Below are 12,503 nucleotides of genomic sequence, written 5' to 3' on the forward strand. Positions count from 1 at the left end.
AATCGCGCGCTCAGATCCCTGCTCCCGTTCGCCGCAGGACGCGCAGCGAGTCGGTGGCCGAGACCTCGGTGAACGCGCCGGACTCCAGTGCCCTGAGGTACACGCGGTAGGGCGCCTGGCCGGTGAACTCGTCGGCCGGGTCCGGGAACACGTCGTGGATCACCAGCAGCCCGCCGTCGGCCACGTGGGGCGCCCAGCCCTCGTAGTCGCCGCCCGCGTGCTCGTCGGTGTGGCCGCCGTCGACGAAGACGAGGCCCAGGGGTGCCCGCCACAGCGCGGCGATCTGCGGCGAGCGGCCGACGATCGCCACCACGTGGTCCTCCAGGCCGGCCCGGTGCAGGGTGCGGCGGAACGTCGGCAGCGTGTCCATCCGGCCGACCTCGGGGTCGACCGTCTCCGGGTCGTGGTACTCCCAGCCCGGCTGCTGCTCCTCGCTGCCCCGGTGGTGGTCGACGGTGACCGCCGTGACCCCGGCCTCGCGGGCCGCGTCCGCGAGCAGGACGGTGGAGCGCCCGCAGTAGGTGCCGACCTCCAGCAGCGGCAGCCCCAGCCGGCCCGCCTCGACCGCGGCCGCGTACAGCGCCAGTCCTTCGCCGACGGGCATGAACCCCTTCGCGGCCTCGAAGGCGGCAAGGATCTCCGGCTTGGGTGCCGCGGGCATGGGGGTCCTCCGTCGTGTACGAGCCTCTGGGCGCCCCATGGTGCCCCACGCCCGGTACCGGCCGGCGGGCGCCCCATGCCCCGAGCGCGCGTCACCCCCGCCGCGGGTGCGACGGGGGTGCGGGGTGCGGGACGGGTCCGGTCAGGCCGGGACGCCCGCGTTCTCGCCCGGGAGCGCGAGGTCGACCTCGACCGGACGGTCGTCGCCGGCGTGCGTCGCCGAGGAGGCGAGCGGACCGTGGCCCGCGGCCCTGGCCGCCAGGACGTACGCGCCCCCGGCCGGCACGGCCAGCGCGTAGTCGCCGTCCCCGGAGGTGAGGGTGGCGCCCGCCTGCCGTCCGCGGCGGTCGATCAGCGTCACCTTGGCCCGGGCCACCGGGACACCGGCGGCGTCCAGCACCCGGCCGCGGAAGCCGCCGAGCACCTCGTGGGCCCGCTCCAGCGCGGCGTCCTCCTCGCTGCTGGCCCGCAGCTGCGGCCGCGTCGCGCTGCGCTGCCCGGGCAGGAACAGCGCCATGAGCAGGCCGACGGCCACCGCGCCGGCCGCGATCATGAAGGACACCCGGAAGCCGTGCAGGGTCGGGACCGCGACGCCTCCGACGTGGTTCGCGGTGTTGGCGAGCACCATGCCGATCACGGCGCTCGACACCGACGTGCCGATGGAACGCATCAGGGTGTTGAGTCCGTTGGCCGCACCGGTCTCCGAGGCGGGCACGGAGCCGATGATCAGTGCGGGCAGCGAGGAGTACGCCAGACCGATGCCGGCGCCCAGGACCACCGAGACGACGATGGTCTGCCAGGCGGCGCTCATCAGGCCGAGGCCCGCGCCGTAGCCGACCGCGATGATCAGCATGCCGATGATCAGCGTGACCTTGGGGCCGTACTTCGCCGAGAGCCGGGCGTAGACGGGCGCCGTGAACATCATCGTCAGGCCGAGGGGCGCCACGCACAGACCCGCGACGACCATCGACTGGCCGAGGCCGTAGCCGGTGGACGTGGGCAGCTGCAGGAGCTGCGGCAGGACGAGGGAGACGGCGTAGAAGGCGACGCCGACCATGATCGAGGCCAGGTTGGTGAAGAGAACCGAGCGGCGGGCGGTGGTGCGCAGGTCGACCAGCGGAGCCTTGACGCGCAGCTCCATCACGCCCCACAGGACGAGGACGACGGCCGCGGCGGCGAACAGGCCGAGCGTGGTGCCGGAGGACCAGCCCCAGTCGCTGCCCTTGGTGATCGGCAGCAGGAAGAGGACCAGGCCCGCGGAGAGGCCGAGGGCGCCGAACACGTCGAAGCTGCCGGGGGCGCGCATCGGGGACTCCGGCACGACGGCGAGGGTCAGCACGATCGACGCGACGCCGAGGCCCGCGGAGAGGAAGAAGAGCGCGTGCCAGTCGGCGTGCTCGGCGACCAGGGCGGCGAGGGGCAGCGCGAGTCCGCCGCCGACGCCGATCGAGGAGCTCATCAGGGCCATCGCCGAGCCGAGCTTTTCGCGGGGCAGCTCGTCGCGCATCAGGCCGATGCCGAGCGGGATCGCGCCCATCGCGAAGCCCTGGAGGGCGCGGCCCACGATCATCACGAGCAGTTCGCTGGTGAAACCGCAGACCAGCGAGCCGACCACCATCACGGCCAGGCTGGTGAGCAGCATGCGCCGCTTGCCGTACAGGTCGCCGAGGCGGCCCATGATCGGGGTGGCCACCGCTCCCGCGAGCAGGGTCGCGGTCAGCACCCAGGTGGCATTGCTGGGTGCGGTGCCCAGCAGCTCCGGCAGGTCCTTGATGACCGGGACGAGCAGGGTCTGCATCACCGCGACAACGATGCCCGCGAAGGCCAGGACCGGCACGATCGCGCCGCTCGGCCTCCGGGTGGGCTGGTCGGTCGTCGTGTGCGTCATCGCGTGGGGCCTCCAGGCCGGGAAGGGGAGCGGGGACGGTGATCCGCGCGGGATACGTGCAGGGTGAACCCCGTGTGCCCGAGCAACTATTCCGATGCTTTGGCGTACTAACGAATCCTTGACCCTTCCATGGGGATCTGACCTGTCGTCAGAATGGAACCTGTTCTAGTCTGGCCCGCACCTCGGGCCCGGCCGTGCGCGCGCCGCAGGGCCCCGGGCCTTCCCAGGGACGGAGAGGGATTACATGAAGGCGTACGTCGTCGGGGTCGGGATGACGAGGTTCGAGAAGCCCGAGACCCGGGAGTGGCCGTACTGGGACATGGCGCGGGAGGCGGGCGGGGCCGCACTCGCCGACGCCGGGATCACCTACGCGGACGTGCAGCAGGTACCCGTGGGCTTCTGCTTCCAGGCCTCGACGGCCGGTCAGCGGGCCGCGTACGAACTGGGCCTGACCGGCGTGCCCGTCTACAACGTGAGCAACAACTGCGCGACCGGATCGACCGCGCTGATGCTGGCCCGGCAGTTCGTCGAGGGCGGCGTCTCGGACTGCGTCCTGGCGCTCGGCTTCGAGAAGATGAAGCGGGGAGCGCTCGGCGGCGGCTCCGACGGCGGCGACTTCGCCACCTCGCCGGTCGCCCGGCACTACGGGATCATGGCGGCCCGGCACGGCTTCGAGGCCACCCCGCCCACCGCGCAGATCTTCGGGGACGCGGCGCGCGAGCACATGGACGAGTACGGCACCACCGAGGCGCAGCTCGCGGCCGTCGCCGCGAAGAACCACCGGCACTCGGCCGGCAACCCGTACGCCCAGTTCCGGGACGTGTACACGGTCGACGAGATCCTCGCCGCGCGGACCGTCCACCGGCCGCTCACCAAGCTCCAGTCCTCGCCGACCTCGGACGGAGCGGCCGCCGCCGTGGTCGTCTCCGAGCGCTTCGCCGAGCGCCACGATCTGGGCGGGCAGGCCGTCGAGATCGTCGCCCAGGCGATGACCACCGACACGGACGAGTCCTTCGCCTCGGGCTCCTGCATCGACGTCGTCGGGCAGCCGATGTCCCGGGAGGCGGCCCGCCGGGTCTACGAGAGCTCCGGGCTCGGCATCGAGGACGTCGACGTCGTGGAGCTGCACGACTGCTTCTCCGTCAACGAGCTGCTGACGTACGAGGCGCTCGGCATGTGCGGACCGGGGGAGTCCGGCCCCCTCGTCGAGTCCGGGGCCACGACGTACGGCGGGCGCTGGGTGGTGAACCCGTCGGGCGGGCTGATCTCCAAGGGGCACCCCCTGGGCGCGACGGGAATCGCGCAGGTGGCCGAGCTGAGCTGGCAGCTGCGGGGGCGGGCGGGCGCCCGCCAGGTGCCCGGAGCGCGGGTCGGACTGGCCCACAACATCGGACTCGGCGGGGCCGCGGTGGTCACGCTGCTGCGGGCGGCGGGGTGAGCGGACGCGTCGCCTGACGGCACCGCGCGCAACCGGACACCGACCGGGTCCGCGGACCTGGGGGTCCGCGCAGGTCCGCGGACCGAGCCGCACGTGGAGCGAAATCCCGATGCAAGGGGCGTAACGCGGTTGAGAGCATGACACCCATGCTCCGAGCCGCCGAAGCCACCCGCCCCGCCCCCCGCTCCACCCCGCCCCTGTGGACGGTCGTCGCGCTCGCCTGCGCCGGGCAGTTCCTCGTCGTGCTCGACGTGTCCGTCGTCAACGTCGCCCTGCCGTCCATGCGCGCCGACCTGGGACTGAGCGCGCCGGGGCTGCAGTGGGTCGTGAACGCCTACGCGATCGCCTTCGCCGGGTTCATGCTGCTCGGCGGGCGGGCCGGCGACCTGTACGGGCGCAAGCGGATGTTCCTCGTCGGGCTCGCCCTCTTCACGCTCGCCTCGGTGACCGGCGGCCTGGCCCAGCAGGAGTGGCAGCTGCTGGCGGCGCGGGCGGTGCAGGGACTGGGGGCGGCCGTGCTGGCACCCTCGACGCTGACGATCGTCACCTCGACCGTCCCGGAGGGGGCGGCACGCGCGCGTGCCATCGCGACCTGGACCGCGGTCGGCGCCGGCGGCGGCGCGGCGGGCGGACTCGTCGGCGGACTGCTCGTGGACGGCCTGTCGTGGCGGTGGGTCCTGCTCATCAACGTGCCGGTCGGCGCGGTCGTCCTCGCCGGGGCCGGCCGGTGGCTGGTGGAGAGCCGGGCCGGTGACGGGCGCCGCCTCGACCTGCCCGGAGCGCTGCTGGTCACGGCGGGCCTCGCCACGCTCGCGTACGGGATCGTGCAGACCGAGGCGGCGGGGTGGACCTCGGCCGCCACCCTCGTGCCGCTGTGCGCCGGGCTCGCCCTGATCGCCCTCTTCCTGGCCGTCGAGGCGCGGACCCGCGAGCCGCTGATGCCGCTGAAGCTGTTCCGGGCGCGGGCGGTGTCCTCGGCGAACGCCGCCATGTTCCTGTGCGGTTCCGCGATGTTCTGCATGTGGTTCTTCATGACGCTGTACGCGCAGAACGTCCTCGGCTACTCGCCGCTGGACGCCGGACTCGCGCTCGTGCCCAGTTCGCTCGCGGTGGTCCTCGGCTCGAAACTGGCCCCCCGTCTCATGCCGGCGGCCGGGGCGCGCACCGTGGCCGTCCTCGGCACCCTGGTGGCCGCGGCGGGCTTCGCCTGGCAGTCGGCGATGACGGCCGACGGGCCGTACCTCACCTCCGTCCTGCTCCCCGGCGTCCTGATGATGGCGGGCGCGGGCCTCTCCGCGACCCCGCTGGCCGCCCTCGCCACCTCGGGCGCCGAGGCCGGGGACGCCGGGCTGGTGTCGGGCCTCGTCAACACCTCGCGGACGATGGGCGGCTCGCTCGGTCTCGCCGTCATGTCGACCATCGCGGCGGCCCGTACGGCGGGCGGCGGTTCGGCTCAGGCGCTGACCGCCGGGTACGCCCTGGCGTTCCGCACCGGCGCGGTCGTCCTGCTCGGGGGTGCGGCGCTGATGCTGCTGTGGCTGCCGCGGCGGACCTCCGCCACCTGAGGATTCCCGCGGGCGGAGTCCTCCCGGCGCGTCGGGGCAACGGAATCCGTGCCCCGTGGACTCCTTCTGACATCTAGGAGGTGCCCATGGGGGATCGGAAGCAGGCTCGGGACGAGGAGTTCCAGAGCTTCGTGATCGGCCGCTGGCCACGGCTGATGCGTACGGCATTTCTCCTCACGGGGGAGCAGCACGCGGCGGAGGACCTGGTCCAGACGACGCTGGAGCAGACGTATGTGGCCTGGCGCAGGGTCGGTTCGGCCGACGACCCGGACGCTTACGTGCGGCGCATGATGGTCAACGCGCACGCCCGCAGGCACCGCAGGCGCCTCAAGGAGTTCCTGGCGCCCCGGGACGACACGGGACTCGGTCGGGAGCTGCCCGACACCGGCGACCGCATCGCCCAGGCGGACGACCGCGGCGCCCTGCTCACGGCCCTGGCCCAACTGCCGCCGCGCCAGCGGGAAGCGGTGGTGCTGCGCTACTGGGAGGACCTCAGCGAGAGCCGGACGGCCGAGGCGATGGGCTGCTCGGTGGGAGCGGTGAAGAGCAACGCGGCCAAGGGGATCGCGAAACTCCGCGCCATACCGGGCCTCGCCGGAATGGTGACGGACGGAGGGCGGAAGTGATGAGCGCGGACCGGGAGACGAGTCACGACATGACGCACAGGGACATCGCCCTTCTGCTGGCCGACGCCGCGGACGACGTCGAGATCGGCATAGCCCCCTACCAGTCGGTGGTGCGCGGCGGGCGGCGCCGCAAGGCGCGCCGGTGGGCCCTGGCCGCCGCCGCGGCCCTGGTGATCGCCGGTTCGACCGGCACGCTCGCGCTGGCGGGCGGGACGGGCGCCGACGGCGGGCGGGTGGAGCCGGCGGCGACCCGGCCGACCACCGACCGGCATGTGTTCGAGCCGCGGACGACCACCTTGGCGCGGGGGACCGACGCCGGCCGGGACTGGTCGGTCACCTTCGCCCGGTGGGAGGCGCCCCGGGACCGCGTGGAGGCGGCCCGGCAGCTGAAGCTGATGAAGCGGGCCGGCACGGAGCCCGCCGGCGTGCACGAGGCCGCCGAACTGACCGGCCGGGACTGGTTCTTCGTCGTCCTGCTCGTGGGTGACGAGCCGCCCCGTGCGGTGGTGCAGGGAGAGTCCGAGCGGAGCGGTGACACCTTGAGGGGCAAGGACCTGGAGGCGTACGCGATGCCGCTGCGCGGGGGCGGCGCCGACCGGCTCGTCGTCGGTGAGGTCGCCACCACCGCCCGGAGCGCGGAGGTCACCTGGGACGACGGCTCGACGGCCCGGGTCGGCCGGGCGGCCCCGGGCACCGGGTTCACCTCCGGCTTCGAGTCCCTGATCCGCCGGACGGAGGGCTCCCGCTCCGACTGGTTCGTGTGCCTGGCCCCTCAGGGCCGGAGCTATCAGTCGGCAGCGGTGACGAAGTGAGGGCGCGCACGGGGGCGCCTCCCGCCGCGTCCGGCCCGCCGGGGCCGTCCGTGGCGTGGGCTTCAGAGCCAGCCCTGGTGCCGGGCCTCCCGGAGCGCCTCCATGCGGTTGCGGGTGCCCGTCTTGCCGATGGCGGAGGAGAGGTAGTTGCGGACCGTGGACTCGGAGAGGTGGAGCCGGTCGGCGATGTCGGCGACGGTGGCGCCGTCCACGGAGGCGCCGAGGACGTCGCACTCGCGGCCGGTGAGCGGACTGGGCCCCGCGCTCAGCGCGGCCGCGGCCAGCGCCGGATCGATCACCGTCTCCCCGGTCAGCACCCGGCGGATCGCGGCGGCGAGTTCCTCGACGGGACCGTCCTTGACCAGGAAACCCGCGGCTCCCGCCTCCATCGCCCGTCGCAGATACCCGGGCCGGCCGAAGGTGGTGAGGATCAGCACCCGGCAGTCGGGCGCCTGCGTCCGCAGCTCCGCCGCGGCGTCCAGCCCGCTCATCCCCGGCAACTCGATGTCCAGCAGGGCGACGTCGGGCCGGTGCGTCAGGACCGCGTCGACGATCACGTCCCCGGTGCCGACCTGGGCCACGACGTCGAGATCCGGCTCCATCCCGAGGAGCAGGGCGAGCGCGCCCCGCATCATGCCCTGGTCCTCGGCGAGCAGCACTCTGACGGACTTCGCGGGACGGTGGTCCCGGGGCATCTCGTTCACGGGGCCAGGGTAGAGGCCCCCATGGACCGGCGCGCCCAGGGCGTGCGGTCCGCGGGGCGCCGCCGGGTTCATCCCGGCACCGTGACGGGCCGCGGCGCCTCGTCGGCCCCGAGGGGGAGCTCCGCCGTCACCAGGAACCCGCCCCGCGGACCGGGACCCGCCTCCAGGAGGCCGCCGGCCGTGGCGAGGCGCTCGGTGAGCCCCTTCAGACCGGTGCCGCCGACGCCGCCGCTGCGGGACGCGCCCCCGGTGCCGTCGTCGGTGCCGGTGCCCGTGCCGTCGTCGGTGACCCGGAGAGAGACGCGGTCGGGCGTCCCCTCGACGGTGATCTCGCAGCGGGCGGCGCCGCTGTGGCGCATCACGTTGGTGACCGCCTCACGGACGACCCAGCCCAGCAGGGCCTCGATGCGGGGGACGAGGGGAGGACCCGACAGCCGGACCACCGGTTCGACGCCCGCGGCGGACAGCGCCGAGCGGGCGCGGTCCAGCTCCGTCGCCAGACTCCCCTCGCGGTAGCCGGTGACCGCCTCGCGGATCTCCGTGAGGGCCTGACGGCCGACCGACTCGATGTCGCCGATCTGCGCGAGCGAGGCCTCCAGGTCGCGGGGGGCGAGCCGGCGGGCCGCCTCCGACTTCACGACGATCACCGAGAGCGTGTGCCCCAGCAGGTCGTGCAGGTCACGCGAGAAGCGCAGCCGTTCCTGCTCCACCGCGCGGCGGGCCAGCTCCTCGCGCGCGGAGCGCAGTTCGCGGACCGTCTCGGCCAGGGAGAGGATCGCCGCCGTCACCATCGTCGACAGGAACGTGCCGTACGCGACGTTCACCGCGCTCCAGCCGTCCCGGAGCCCGGCCACCGCCGCCGCGACCGCGGTCAGGCCGAGTCCCGTCACCCCGAGCCGGCGGCCCCGTACGGTCGCGCCCGCGGCCAGCCCGAGCAGCGGGAAGAACAGCAGCCAGCTGCCCCCGTACCCGAGGGCGAGACCGCAGGTGACCGCGCCCAGCACGACCAGCGCCAGCCGGGTGGAGAGCGCCTCGCGCTTCTCCTTCACGAAGGCGCGGAACACCACGAAGATGTAGAGGGAGTTGAAGGTCAGCAGGCCCGCGCCGCCGATCCAGGGATTGCTGGTCTCGTCCTGGAAGAGGTTCGAGAAGGAGCCCATGCCCATCAGCAGCCAGGGCAGCAGGGTGAAGCCGCTCGGTGGCGGCCCCACCTCGGGCAGGCCCTCCGCCTCCCGGCCGCCCCGCCCGCCGCCATCGGCGCACTCGGCGCCGGCCTTCCGCCCCCGGCGGGCCGACCGCCGGAGGGACGGCCGGCAGGTGGTTCCGCTCATCCGGTTCATGGTGCGCTCCCCCGTCTCGGTGTCCTGGCCACGACGGTACGCAGGCTGGGGCGAGGGCGGCAGAGGCGCTTGTACGGCGTCCGGCGGGACAAATGTCACGGGTCCCTTGCCGCCCGCTCCTGACGTACTGTCAGGAGCCTTCACAAGTCCTGGGCGCTGGGCTATACAGGGGGGCGCCGGACTGGAACGCGTTCTAGAACGGGCGGGTTCCCCGGCCCGGTGTCGACCTCGGTGCGGCCGACGGTGCGGACGGCCGCGCCGAGGTCTTACGCGCTAGCCATCAGGAGCCCCATGCCCATTGACGCCGCCAAGGCCGTCGCCGCCGAGCCCCGGACCGCCGAGATCGCCTGGGGCCACCAGGACGTCCTGCTCTACCACCTCGGAGTCGGTGCGGGCGTCCCGGCCACGGACCCCGGCGAACTGCGCTACACCCTGGAGTCCCGGCTGCACGTCCTGCCGAGCTTCGCCACCGTCGCCGGCGCCGGCTCGCCGGGCGTGATCGGCGGCCTCTCCATGCCGGGCGTCGAGGTCGACCTCGCCCACGTCCTGCACGGCGGCCAGAGTGTCGAACTGCACCGCCCCATCCCGGCCGAGGGCAGCGCGGTCGCCACCTCGCGGATCGCCGCCGTGTACGACAAGGGCAAGGCCGCGATCCTCGTCCTGCGCACCGAGGCCGCCGACGCCGAGGGCCCGCTGTGGACGAACGACGCCGAGATCTACGTACGCGGGGAGGGCGGGTTCGGCGGCGACCGTGGCCCCTCCACCCGCCCGGCGGCACCCCAGGGGCCGCCGGACACCGTCGTGGAGCGACCCGTCCGTGAGGACCAGGCCCTGCTCTACCGGCTCTCCGGCGACTGGAACCCGCTGCACGCCGACCCCGAGTTCGCCCGGCTCGCCGGGTTCGACCGGCCGATCCTGCACGGCCTGTGCACGTACGGGATGACCCTCAAGGCCGTCGTCGACACCGAGCTCGCCGGGGACGTGGCCCGGGTCCGCTCCTACCGCACGCGCTTCGCCGGAGTGGTCTTCCCCGGCGAGACCCTGCGCATCCGCATGTGGCGGCAGGAGGACGGCGTCCGGGTGTCGGTGACGTCGGCCGAACGGGACGAGGCACCGGTCCTCGCCGACACCGTCGTCACGTACGACACCCCGGCCGGTCCCGGCGCCCCGGCCCGCCCCTGAGACCCCGCCGGACCCGCCCGGCCCGCGACCCCGTCCGCATCCCCCTACGCCCCGCCCGTTCCGCCCGTACCTCCGTGACGTTCTTCCCGAGGGGAGCCGCACCATGCGCGCAGCCGTACTGCACGAGATCGGCCAGGACAAGCTCGACGTCCTCGAGGACGTCGAGACGGTGGGCTTCGGCCCCGGGAAGGTGCGGATCCGGGTCCGGGCCACCGGGCTGTGCCACTCGGACCTGTCGGCGATGAGCGGAGTCCTGCCGCAGCCGGCGCCCTTCGTGCCCGGCCACGAGGGCGCCGGCGAGATCATCGAGGTCGGCGAGGGCGTGAACCGTGTCAAGGCGGGCGACCGCGTCGTCGTCTGCTGGCTGCCGGCCTGCGGTACCTGTCCCGCCTGCCGGCGGGGCCAGACCGAGCTGTGCCTGGCCGGATTCATGAACGCCGGCACGCCCAACTTCCGGCGTCCCGGCGGCGACGTCTTCGGCTTCGCCGGCACCGGCACCTTCACCGAGGAGGTCGTGGTGGACGCGGGCTGCGCCGTGCCGATCCCGGACGACGTCCCCTTCGACATCGCCGCCCTCATCGGCTGCGGCGTCACCACCGGCCTCGGTGCGGCACTCAACACCGCCGACGTCGAGGCCGGTTCGTCGGTCGCCGTCATCGGCTGCGGCGGAGTCGGCATCTCGGCGATCCAGGGCGCGCGGCTCAAGGGCGCGGCGGAGATCGTCGCCGTCGATCCGGTCGCGTCGCGCCGGGAGTCCGCGCTCCGGTTCGGCGCCACGAGGGCGGTCTCGCCCGACGAGCTGCCCGACGCCAAGCAGCAGGTGACCGCCGGTGAGGGCTTCGACTACGTCTTCGAGGTCGTCGGCCGGTCCGCCACCGCACGCACCGCGTACGAGAACACCCGGCGCGGCGGCACGCTGGTCGTCGTGGGCGCGGGCGCCATGGACGACTTCCTCCAGCTCAACATGTTCGAGCTGTTCTTCGACGAGAAGCGCATCCTGCCGTCCATGTACGGGGGCGGTGACGTGCTGCGCTCCTACGAGCGGACCGTCGCCCTGTGGCGGGCCGGCCGCATCGACCTGGAGGGCCTGATCACGCACCGGGTGCCGCTCGCCGACATCAACGAGGCCCTGGACCAGATGCGCACCGGCACCGCCCTGCGCACCTGCATCGAGATCTGACCTACCGTCACCCGACTCGAGGAGCGCGATGGCACTGCCACTGGAAGGGCTCACCGCGATCGTCACCGGCGCCGGGCGCGGGCTGGGGCGGGCGGAGGCACGGGAACTCGCCCGCCTCGGCGCGGCCGTCGTCGTCAACGACTACGGACAGCCCGGCCGGGACGGCTCCGGGGAGGCGTCGGCCACCCCCGCGGAGGAGGTCGCCGCCGAGATCGACGCCGCGGGCGGGACGGCCGTCGCCCACACCGGGGACGTCTCCGACCACGAACAGGCTCGTGAGCTCGTGGAGTCGGCCGTCTCCCGGTTCGGCAAGCTGGACATCCTGGTCAACAACGCGGGCATCCTGCGCGACCGGATGATCTTCTCCATGTCGGAGGAGGAGTGGGACTCGGTCGTCCGGGTCCATCTGAAGGGCCACTTCAACACGACACACTTCGCCTCGGTCCACTGGCGCCGGCGCTCCAAGTCGGCCGGCGGTCCGGTGTACGGGCGGATCGTGAACACCTCCTCCGAGGCCTTCCTCGCGGGCTCGGCCGGGCAGCCCAACTACGCCGCGGCGAAGGGCGGAATCGTCGGACTGACCACCTCCACGGCCCTGGCCCTGGCGAAGTACGGCGTGACGGCGAACGTGATCTGCCCGCGCGCCCGCACCCGTATGACGGAGGACGTCTTCGCCGGCCTCGCCCGGCCCGAGGCCGGACCCGACCCGCTGGCGCCCGAGCATGTCGCCCCGCTGGTCGGCTACTTGGCCTCACCGGCCGCGGCCCGCGTCAACGGGCAGCTCCTCGTCGTGCACGGAGGGATGGTCGCGATCGTCGAACGCCCGCGGGTCGCCGCCAAGTTCGACACCGCGAAGGACGTCTTCACGTACGACGAGCTGGACGCGCTGCTCACCCCGCACTACGCCGACCGCCCGGAGGGCGAGACCTTCGCGGCGGTGGAGGTCCTGGGGCTCAAGCGCGACGGCGGGTGACCCGACCCGGCCTCCTGCGCACCCGGCGCGGCGGAGCCGTGCCGGGACTGAAGTACCGGCCCCGGACCCCGGGGACACGGAACGGCCTCGCCGTCGTGGGACGGGCGAGGCCGTTGCGCGTACGTCACCGCCGGC

At 73.8% G+C, this 12,503-nt stretch carries 11 protein-coding genes; 7 read left to right on the forward strand and 4 right to left on the reverse strand.

From position 1 onward, the window contains the following. Nucleotides 1-10: 10 nt before the first annotated feature. A complete protein-coding gene (locus ACZ4NT_RS02235) occupies nt 11-661 on the reverse strand; it encodes a class I SAM-dependent methyltransferase (protein ID WP_121403328.1) in 651 nt (216 codons plus the stop codon). A 141-nt stretch (nt 662-802) separates the two neighbouring features. Beyond that, entirely contained in the window at nt 803-2,548 is a 1,746-nt protein-coding gene (locus tag ACZ4NT_RS02240) for an MFS transporter (RefSeq protein WP_467722772.1), read from the reverse strand. Between the two features lie 244 nt (nt 2,549-2,792). On the opposite strand from ACZ4NT_RS02240, the gene ACZ4NT_RS02245 reads away from it, so the two are divergent. The 4 genes from ACZ4NT_RS02245 (at nt 2,793) to ACZ4NT_RS02260 (ending at nt 6,989) form a co-directional block, all read left to right on the forward strand. Beyond that, entirely contained in the window at nt 2,793-3,986 is a 1,194-nt protein-coding gene (locus tag ACZ4NT_RS02245) for a thiolase C-terminal domain-containing protein (RefSeq protein WP_467722774.1), read from the forward strand. A gap of 137 nt (nt 3,987-4,123) precedes the next feature. Further along, on the forward strand, nt 4,124-5,551 hold the full coding sequence (locus ACZ4NT_RS02250; RefSeq protein ID WP_467722775.1) for an MFS transporter: 1,428 nt from the start codon (nt 4,124-4,126) through the stop codon (nt 5,549-5,551). 86 nt (nt 5,552-5,637) lie between these two features. Beyond that, on the forward strand, nt 5,638-6,177 hold the full coding sequence (locus ACZ4NT_RS02255) for a SigE family RNA polymerase sigma factor (RefSeq protein WP_121403332.1): 540 nt from the start codon (nt 5,638-5,640) through the stop codon (nt 6,175-6,177). A gap of 29 nt (nt 6,178-6,206) precedes the next feature. Further along, nucleotides 6,207-6,989, forward strand: a complete 783-nt coding sequence (locus tag ACZ4NT_RS02260; protein WP_467722777.1) for a hypothetical protein — start codon at nt 6,207-6,209, stop codon at nt 6,987-6,989. Between the two features lie 62 nt (nt 6,990-7,051). Here ACZ4NT_RS02260 and ACZ4NT_RS02265 read toward each other — a convergent pair whose 3' ends face one another. Both ACZ4NT_RS02265 and ACZ4NT_RS02270 read right to left on the reverse strand, forming a co-directional pair. After that, nucleotides 7,052-7,684: a response regulator transcription factor gene (locus ACZ4NT_RS02265; RefSeq protein WP_121403334.1), complete on the reverse strand. Its 633-nt coding sequence runs from the start codon at nt 7,682-7,684 to the stop codon at nt 7,052-7,054. Between the two features lie 77 nt (nt 7,685-7,761). After that, the gene (locus ACZ4NT_RS02270) at nt 7,762-9,033 is read right to left on the reverse strand and encodes a sensor histidine kinase (protein WP_467722779.1); all 1,272 of its coding nucleotides are present in this window, start codon (nt 9,031-9,033) and stop codon (nt 7,762-7,764) included. 291 nt (nt 9,034-9,324) lie between these two features. Here ACZ4NT_RS02270 and ACZ4NT_RS02275 point away from each other — a divergent pair, with 291 nt between their 5' ends. From ACZ4NT_RS02275 to ACZ4NT_RS02285, 3 genes are all read left to right on the forward strand, one after another. Then, complete coding sequence (locus ACZ4NT_RS02275; protein ID WP_467722781.1) at nt 9,325-10,215, forward strand: MaoC/PaaZ C-terminal domain-containing protein; 891 nt, start codon at nt 9,325-9,327, stop codon at nt 10,213-10,215. A 103-nt stretch (nt 10,216-10,318) separates the two neighbouring features. After that, entirely contained in the window at nt 10,319-11,395 is a 1,077-nt protein-coding gene (locus ACZ4NT_RS02280; protein ID WP_467722782.1) for a Zn-dependent alcohol dehydrogenase, read from the forward strand. Between the two features lie 28 nt (nt 11,396-11,423). Continuing rightward, entirely contained in the window at nt 11,424-12,368 is a 945-nt protein-coding gene (locus ACZ4NT_RS02285; protein WP_467722784.1) for a 3-oxoacyl-ACP reductase, read from the forward strand. The last annotated feature ends 135 nt before the right edge of the window (nt 12,369-12,503 follow it).

It is taken from the genome of Streptomyces sp. NPDC026417 (assembly GCF_055567695.1).

What these genes read in the sequence shown, in the direction of transcription:
- ACZ4NT_RS02260 (WP_467722777.1), top strand. Translation starts at nt 6,207, where the DNA reads ATGACGCACAGGGACATCGCCCTTCTGCTGGCCGACGCCGCGGACGAC.
- ACZ4NT_RS02255 (WP_121403332.1), top strand. Translation starts at nt 5,638, where the DNA reads ATGGGGGATCGGAAGCAGGCTCGGGACGAGGAGTTCCAGAGCTTCGTG.
- ACZ4NT_RS02240 (WP_467722772.1), bottom strand. Translation starts at nt 2,548, where the DNA reads ATGACGCACACGACGACCGACCAGCCCACCCGGAGGCCGAGCGGCGCG.
- ACZ4NT_RS02235 (WP_121403328.1), bottom strand. Translation starts at nt 661, where the DNA reads ATGCCCGCGGCACCCAAGCCGGAGATCCTTGCCGCCTTCGAGGCCGCG.
- ACZ4NT_RS02270 (WP_467722779.1), bottom strand. Translation starts at nt 9,033, where the DNA reads ATGAACCGGATGAGCGGAACCACCTGCCGGCCGTCCCTCCGGCGGTCG.
- ACZ4NT_RS02250 (WP_467722775.1), top strand. Translation starts at nt 4,124, where the DNA reads ATGACACCCATGCTCCGAGCCGCCGAAGCCACCCGCCCCGCCCCCCGC.
- ACZ4NT_RS02285 (WP_467722784.1), top strand. Translation starts at nt 11,424, where the DNA reads ATGGCACTGCCACTGGAAGGGCTCACCGCGATCGTCACCGGCGCCGGG.
- ACZ4NT_RS02265 (WP_121403334.1), bottom strand. Translation starts at nt 7,684, where the DNA reads ATGCCCCGGGACCACCGTCCCGCGAAGTCCGTCAGAGTGCTGCTCGCC.
- ACZ4NT_RS02280 (WP_467722782.1), top strand. Translation starts at nt 10,319, where the DNA reads ATGCGCGCAGCCGTACTGCACGAGATCGGCCAGGACAAGCTCGACGTC.
- ACZ4NT_RS02275 (WP_467722781.1), top strand. Translation starts at nt 9,325, where the DNA reads ATGCCCATTGACGCCGCCAAGGCCGTCGCCGCCGAGCCCCGGACCGCC.
- ACZ4NT_RS02245 (WP_467722774.1), top strand. Translation starts at nt 2,793, where the DNA reads ATGAAGGCGTACGTCGTCGGGGTCGGGATGACGAGGTTCGAGAAGCCC.